At 70.9% G+C, this 6,277-nt stretch carries 5 protein-coding genes and 1 tRNA gene; 5 read left to right on the forward strand and 1 reads right to left on the reverse strand.

The features are described 5' to 3' along the window. Nucleotides 1-4: 4 nt before the first annotated feature. Entirely contained in the window at nucleotides 5-502 is a 498-nt protein-coding gene (locus ACHFGS_RS08340; RefSeq protein WP_394278692.1) for a MarR family winged helix-turn-helix transcriptional regulator, read from the reverse strand. Between the two features lie 100 nt (nucleotides 503-602). On the opposite strand from ACHFGS_RS08340, the gene ACHFGS_RS08345 reads away from it, so the two are divergent. The 5 genes from ACHFGS_RS08345 to ACHFGS_RS08365 all read left to right on the forward strand — a co-directional run. Then, nucleotides 603-674 (forward strand) — tRNA-Gln (locus ACHFGS_RS08345). Between the two features lies 1 nt (nucleotide 675). Next, complete coding sequence (gene glmU / locus ACHFGS_RS08350) at nucleotides 676-2,151, forward strand: bifunctional UDP-N-acetylglucosamine diphosphorylase/glucosamine-1-phosphate N-acetyltransferase GlmU (protein ID WP_394278691.1); 1,476 nt, start codon at nucleotides 676-678, stop codon at nucleotides 2,149-2,151. After that, a complete protein-coding gene (locus ACHFGS_RS08355; protein ID WP_394278690.1) occupies nucleotides 2,123-3,160 on the forward strand; it encodes a ribose-phosphate diphosphokinase in 1,038 nt (345 codons plus the stop codon). Before glmU ends, ACHFGS_RS08355 begins: the two co-directional genes overlap by 29 nt. An 11-nt stretch (nucleotides 3,161-3,171) precedes the next feature. After that, complete coding sequence (locus ACHFGS_RS08360; protein ID WP_394278689.1) at nucleotides 3,172-5,874, forward strand: HAD-IC family P-type ATPase; 2,703 nt, start codon at nucleotides 3,172-3,174, stop codon at nucleotides 5,872-5,874. A gap of 72 nt (nucleotides 5,875-5,946) precedes the next feature. Further along, nucleotides 5,947-6,277, forward strand: a 331-nt coding sequence (locus ACHFGS_RS08365; RefSeq protein WP_394289355.1) for a hypothetical protein, incomplete at its 3' end; no start/stop codon positions are given.

The raw sequence follows: 6,277 nt of genomic DNA on the forward strand, positions 1-6,277 counted from the left end.
GGAATCAGGCGTCGAAGCCGAGGCTGAGCTTTCGCAGCAGCCCGGCCAGACGCTCGCGGTCGGCGAGGGAGAGCACCGACAGCAGCTCGGCCTCCGCATCGACCAAGCGGGTGATCGCCGCGTCGACGCGGTTGCGTCCCGACTCGGTGAGGGAGACGAGCACGCCACGCCCGTCGCCGGGGTCGGCGGCGCGCACGACCAGTCGGCGCTCGACGAGCCGGTCGATGCGGTTGGTCATGGTGCCGCTGGAGACGAGGGTCTGCTGCAGCAGCTGCTTGGGGCTCAGCCGGTAGGGCTCACCGGCGCGCCGGAGCGCGGAGAGGACGTCCCACTCCCAGGGCTCGAGCTCGCTGCGGCTGAAAGCCTCACGCCGGGCGCGGTCGAGGTGGCGCGAGAGGCGGTCGACCCGCGACAGCACCTCGAGGGGGGAGAAGTCGAGGTCCGGTCGCTGCGCGATCCACGCGCTGACGATCCGGTCGACCTCGTCGTGTTCGGGCGCCATCCCTCCATTATCGCCCGGTGGGCTCGAGGTCATGAGCGCCCGCCCCGCCCCCTCCCGCATGGCAGACTTGACGGGCGGTTCCCCCACCCGGGGCCCGCGGTCCGCCGTGGTGTAATGGCAGCACGACAGCCTTTGGAGCTGTGAGGTCTAGGTTCGAGTCCTGGCGGCGGAGCATGACCGAGAACTCGTTGGACTCCGGCCTCGCCGTCGTCATCCTCGCCGCCGGAGCCGGGACGCGCATGAAGTCCGCCCTTCCCAAAGTCCTCCACCGCATCGGCGGCCGCCCGCTCGTCGGGCACGTGCTCGATACCGCCCGCGACCTCGCTCCGGCTCACGTCGTCGTCGTGGTCCGCCACGAACGCGACCAGGTCGCGGACGCCGTCCTCGGAGTCGCCCCAGAGGTCGTGGTGGTCGACCAGGACGAGATCCCCGGCACCGGGCGCGCCGTCGAGGTCGCCCTCGACGCCCTCCCGGACTTCGCCGGCGACGTCCTCGTCCTGAGCGCCGACGTGCCGCTGCTGGATGCCGACACCCTCGGCGCCCTCGTGCGCGAGCATCGCGCCGCCCGCGCCGCCGCGACCCTGCTGAGCGCCCAGGTCGACGACCCGCAGGGGTACGGCCGGGTCATCCGAAGCGCCGACGGCACCGTGTCGCGGATCGTCGAGCAGAAGGACGCCGACGACGACGAGGCGGCCGTCCGCGAGATCAACTCCGGCGTGTACGTCTTTCGCGCCGCGGAGCTGCGCACCCAGCTGGCCCGCGTCGGCACCGACAACGCGCAGGCCGAGAAGTACCTCACCGACGTCGTCGGGCTGCTCCGCGAAGAGCGGCTGCAGGTCGCGGCATCCGTCGTCTCCGATGTCGCCCTCGTGCAGGGGGTCAACGACCGCGTGCAGCTGTCCGAGGCCGCACGCGCGCTGAACGCCCGCACGGTGCGGCGCTGGCAGCTCGCCGGTGTCACGATCCTCGACCCCGCGACCACCTGGATCGATGTCACGGCGACTCTCGCGCCCGATGTGACCGTGCTCCCGAACACGTACATCCTGCGGTCCACCGCGGTCTCGGAGGGCGCCACGATCGGGCCCGACACGAGCCTCGTCGACTGCGAGGTCGGCGCCGGCGCGACCGTGACCCGCACGGACGCCACGCTCGCCGTCATCGGCGCGGACGCCACGGTCGGCCCGTTCGCCTACCTCCGCCCCGGCACCGAGCTGGGTGTGAAGGGCAAGATCGGCACCTTCGTCGAGACGAAGAACTCGACGATCGGCGCGGGCAGCAAGGTGCCTCACCTCTCGTACATCGGCGACACCACGATCGGCCGGAACGTGAACCTCGGTGCCGGTGCGATCACCGCGAACTACGACGACATCACCAAGCACCGCACCGAGATCGGCGACGAGGTGCACTCCGGCTCGCACAACGTCTTCGTTGCGCCGGTTAGGATCGGAGATGGCGCCAAGACAGGTGCCGGAGCGGTGATCCGCAAGGATGTGCCCGCCGGCGCTCTCGCCCTGAACGTCACCCCCCAGCGCAACATCGAGGGCTGGGTCGAGACCAACCGACCGGGAACCGGAGCTGCGGAAGCCGCCGCCCGGGCCCGGTCCGCACAGAAGGCGGACGATGGGTCGCAAGAAGCAGCAGACGGTTGACCTGGACGCCGAGCGCGGCATCGCGCCCGGCCTGGTCGCGAAGACCAAGAAGCGTCTCGTCGTCGCGTCGGGTCGTTCGCACGAGGAGCTCTCTGCCGAGGTGGCAGGCGCGCTCGGCACGCAGCTCGTCCCCACCGAGCACCGCACCTTCGCCTCCGGCGAGATCCTGACCCGTTTCGAGGTCTCGATCCGCGGCTGCGACTTCTTCCTCGTGCAGTCGTTCGGTCCGCCGGTGAACGAGTGGCTCATGGAGACCCTCATCATGCTGGATGCCGCCAAGCGCGCGTCCGCGAAGCGGATCACCGTCGTCGCGCCGTACTTCCCGTACTCGCGGCAGGACAAGAAGGGCCGCGGCCGCGAGCCGATCAGCGCCCGCCTCGTCGCCGACCTGTTCAAGACGGCCGGCGCCGACCGCGTGATGAGCGTCGACCTCCACGCCGCGCAGATCCAGGGCTTCTTCGACGGGCCCGTTGACCACCTCTTCGCCAAGCCCGTCCTCCTCGAGCACTTCGAGAACACGCTGTCGGCTGACGACCGGGCCAAGCTCACGGTCGTCTCGCCCGACACCGGCCGGGTCCGGGTCGCCGACACCTGGTCGGACAGCCTCGGCGCCCCCCTCGCGATCATCCACAAGCGGCGCGATCCGAACGTGGCCAACCAGGTCACCGTCAACGAGATCGTCGGTGACGTGAGCGGTCGCGTCTGCCTGCTGGTCGACGACATGATCGACACCGGCGGCACGATCGTCAAGGCGGCGCAGGCCCTCAAGGCGAATGGCGCCGAGCGCGTCATCGTCGCCGCGACCCACGCGATCTTCAGCGACCCGGCCGCGGAGCGGCTGCAGGACGCGTCCATCGACGAGGTCGTCGTCACCGACACGGTGCCGCTGCCTCCCGAGAAGCGCTTCCCCGGGCTCACGATCCTCCCCATCGCCCCGCTCCTCGCGCGGGCGATCAAGGAGGTCTTCGAGGACGGCTCGGTGACCAGCATGTTCGACGGCGCCGCCTGATCGGGCATTCCATGGCCTCGCCGCACTCCGACTCCGACTCCGACGCGGGCACCGGCGCCCCGTTCTCCCTCCCGATCGACGACGTCGAGGCGCTGCTGCGCACGGATGCCGGCGGACTGACCTCCGACGACGCCGCCGCCCGGCTCCGTGAGCACGGGCGCAACGAGCTTCCCGAAGCTGCGCGGACGCCCGCCTGGCGCCGGTTCCTGTCGCACTTCAACGACATCCTGATCTACATCCTGCTGGCCTCAGCCGCCATCAAGGCGGTCATGGGGGATTGGCTGGAGTTCTGGGTGATCGTCGCCGTCGCCGTCATCAACGCGGTGATCGGCTTCGTGCAGGAAGGGCGTGCCGAGAAGGCTCTCGCCGGCATCCGCGGGATGCTGTCGCGCGAGGCGGCGGTCCGCCGCGACGGCGCCTGGATCACGATCCCCGCCGCGGAGCTCGTCCCCGGCGACATGGTCCGCCTCGCGCCCGGCGACCGGGTGCCGGCCGACCTGCGCCTGACTCAGGCGGTGCAGCTGCGCATCGACGAGGCCGCCCTGACGGGGGAGTCGGTGCCCTCGTCGAAGCAGACCGAACCCGTCGACGCGCATGTCGGCATCGGCGATCGCCGGTCGATGGCCTATTCGGGCACGATTGTCTCGGCCGGCCAAGGGCGCGGCATCGTCACCGACACGGGGGCTTCGACCGAAATCGGCCGCATCCAGGAGCTGGTGCAGGATGCCGGGTCGCTGCAGACCCCACTGTCGATGCAGCTCGGCAAATTCGGCAAGGTGCTGACCCTGGTCATCCTCGGGATGGCCGCGGTCATGCTGCTGATCGGCCGCTACGTGCACGATCTGCCGTTCGACGACCTCATCTCCGCGGCCATCGGGTTCGCCGTCGCGGCCATTCCCGAGGGTCTCCCAGCCCTCGTCACGATCACTCTCGCCATCGGCGTGCAGCAGATGGCGCGTCGCCACGCGATCACCCGGAAGCTCCCCGCCGTCGAGACGCTGGGCTCGGTCTCCACGATCTGCTCCGACAAGACCGGCACCTTGACGAAGAACGAGATGACCGTGCGCACGCTCGTCACCCCGATCGGGCATTACGAGGCGACCGGGCTCGGGTACGACCCCGACGGGCGCATCATCGACGCCGACGGCGACGAGGCCTCCAGCAGCGACCTCGCCGCCCTCCTCGCCGTGGCGACGCTCTGCAACGACGCGCACCTCGTCAAGGACGGCGACCGCTGGAGCCTTGTCGGCGAGCCGACGGAGGGCGCCCTGAAGGTCGTCGCGATGAAGGGCGGCGCGTCGAGTGCCGGCACCACCCGCCGCGATGTCGTGCCGTTCGACTCCGCGCACAAGTTCATGGCGACGCTCAACGAGTCCGATGACGGTGCCCGCGCGATCCTCGTGAAGGGTGCCCCCGACCGTCTCCTCGCCCGCGCGCTCACGCAGCGGGGCCCCGACGGCTCCGAGCCGCTCGACCGCGTCCGCTGGGAGAGTGAGGTCGACGCGCTCAGCGCGCAGGGTCTCCGCGTGCTCGCCGCCGCCCGCAAGGCCACGCGTGCCGAGCACGTCGAGGCCGGCGACCTCGTCGACCTCGAGTTCCTCGGGCTGTGGGGCATCGTCGATCCGCCCCGCCCCGAGGCGATCGACGCCATCGCGGACTGTCACGCCGCCGGCATCCGGGTGAAGATGATCACCGGCGATCACGCCGGCACCGCCGTCGCGATCGGCCGCGAGATGGGGCTCGTCAGCGACGAGCGCTCCCGCGTGCTCACCGGTCCCGAGCTGGAGGAGCTCAGCCAGACGCAGCTCGCCGAGGTCGTCCGCGACGTCGACGTGTACGCCCGGACGAGCCCCGAGCACAAGATCCGCATCGTCCGCGCCCTCCAGTCGCACGGCGAGGTCGTCGCGATGACCGGCGACGGTGTCAACGACGCGCCCGCGCTCACCCGCGCCGACGTCGGGATCGCGATGGGCATCAAGGGCACCGAGGCGACGAAGGAAGCCGCGGAGATCGTCCTCGCCGACGACAACTTCGCCACGATCCGCAGCGCCGTGCGCGAGGGTCGCCGGATCTACGACAACCTCCGCAAGTCGGTCGTCTTCCTGCTGCCCACCAACGGCGCTCAGTCGCTCGTCGTGCTCGCGGCCGTGCTGTTCGGCTTCACGCTGCCGCTGTCGCCGGTTCAGGTGCTCTGGGTGAACATGGTCACCGGCGTCACCCTTTCGCTCGCCCTCGCCTACGAGCCGGCCGAGCGCGGCATCATGACGCGCCCGCCGCGCCCCTCGGGCGGGTCGATCATCTCCCGACGCGAACTCGGGTTCGTCCTCGCCGTCTCGCTCGTCATCGGCGGGGTGACCCTCGCCGTGTTCGGCTGGGCGCTGGCTGCCGGGGCCGAGCTGGCGGTCGCGCGCACGATGGCGGTCACGGTGCTCGCGTTCGGGCAGCTCGGGTTCCTCCTGAACTGCCGGTTCCTCTCCCGATCGAGCCTCACGCCGGCCGTTCTCCGCGGCAACCCGATGGTCGGTTGGTCGGCGGCGGCGCTGCTCGTGCTCCAGCTCGCCTACACCTACCTGCCGCTGCTGAACGGACTGTTCGACTCGCGCCCGCTCAGCCTGCTGCAGGTGGGTGTCGCATTGGCGGCGGGTGTCGTCGTGTTCCTGGTCGTCGAGCTGCTGAAGCTCGGCGTCCGCCGCCCCGTCACGGCTGCCGCATAGACGGGGCAGAGCCTGCGCTCGGCCGTGACCGTAAGCGTGAGTGCGTTCGCCCCCACCCCCGAGGAGCCTTCGATGAGCCGCCCCGCCCTCTCCCGTCCCGTCCGCGTCGGTGCCGCCGCGGCATCCGTCGCCGGTCTCGTCCTGCTCGCCGGGTGCGGCGCCGAGACGGAGAGCCCGGACGCGGCCGCCGAGCCCGTCGCCCCCGGAGCCGACTACGCCGACGGCACCTACACCGCCGACGGCTCGTATGCGACACCCGAGTCGGTCGAGACGATCACGGTGACCGTGACGCTCGAGGACGACGTCATCACGGACGTCGAGGTCACCGGCAACCCCACCAAGCGGGAGTCCGAGCAGTATCAGAGCAAGTTCATCGGGGGCATCTCCGCGGAGGTCGTCACGC

The sequence above is a fragment of the Microbacterium sp. genome (genome assembly GCF_043427715.1).
Taxonomy (GTDB): domain Bacteria; phylum Actinomycetota; class Actinomycetes; order Actinomycetales; family Microbacteriaceae; genus Microbacterium.

Coding starts and splice junctions, on each gene's coding strand:
- ACHFGS_RS08360 (WP_394278689.1), top strand. CDS start 3,172: ATGGCCTCGCCGCACTCCGACTCCGACTCCGACGCGGGCACCGGCGCC.
- ACHFGS_RS08340 (WP_394278692.1), bottom strand. CDS start 502: ATGGCGCCCGAACACGACGAGGTCGACCGGATCGTCAGCGCGTGGATC.
- ACHFGS_RS08355 (WP_394278690.1), top strand. CDS start 2,123: ATGGGTCGCAAGAAGCAGCAGACGGTTGACCTGGACGCCGAGCGCGGC.
- glmU (WP_394278691.1), top strand. CDS start 676: ATGACCGAGAACTCGTTGGACTCCGGCCTCGCCGTCGTCATCCTCGCC.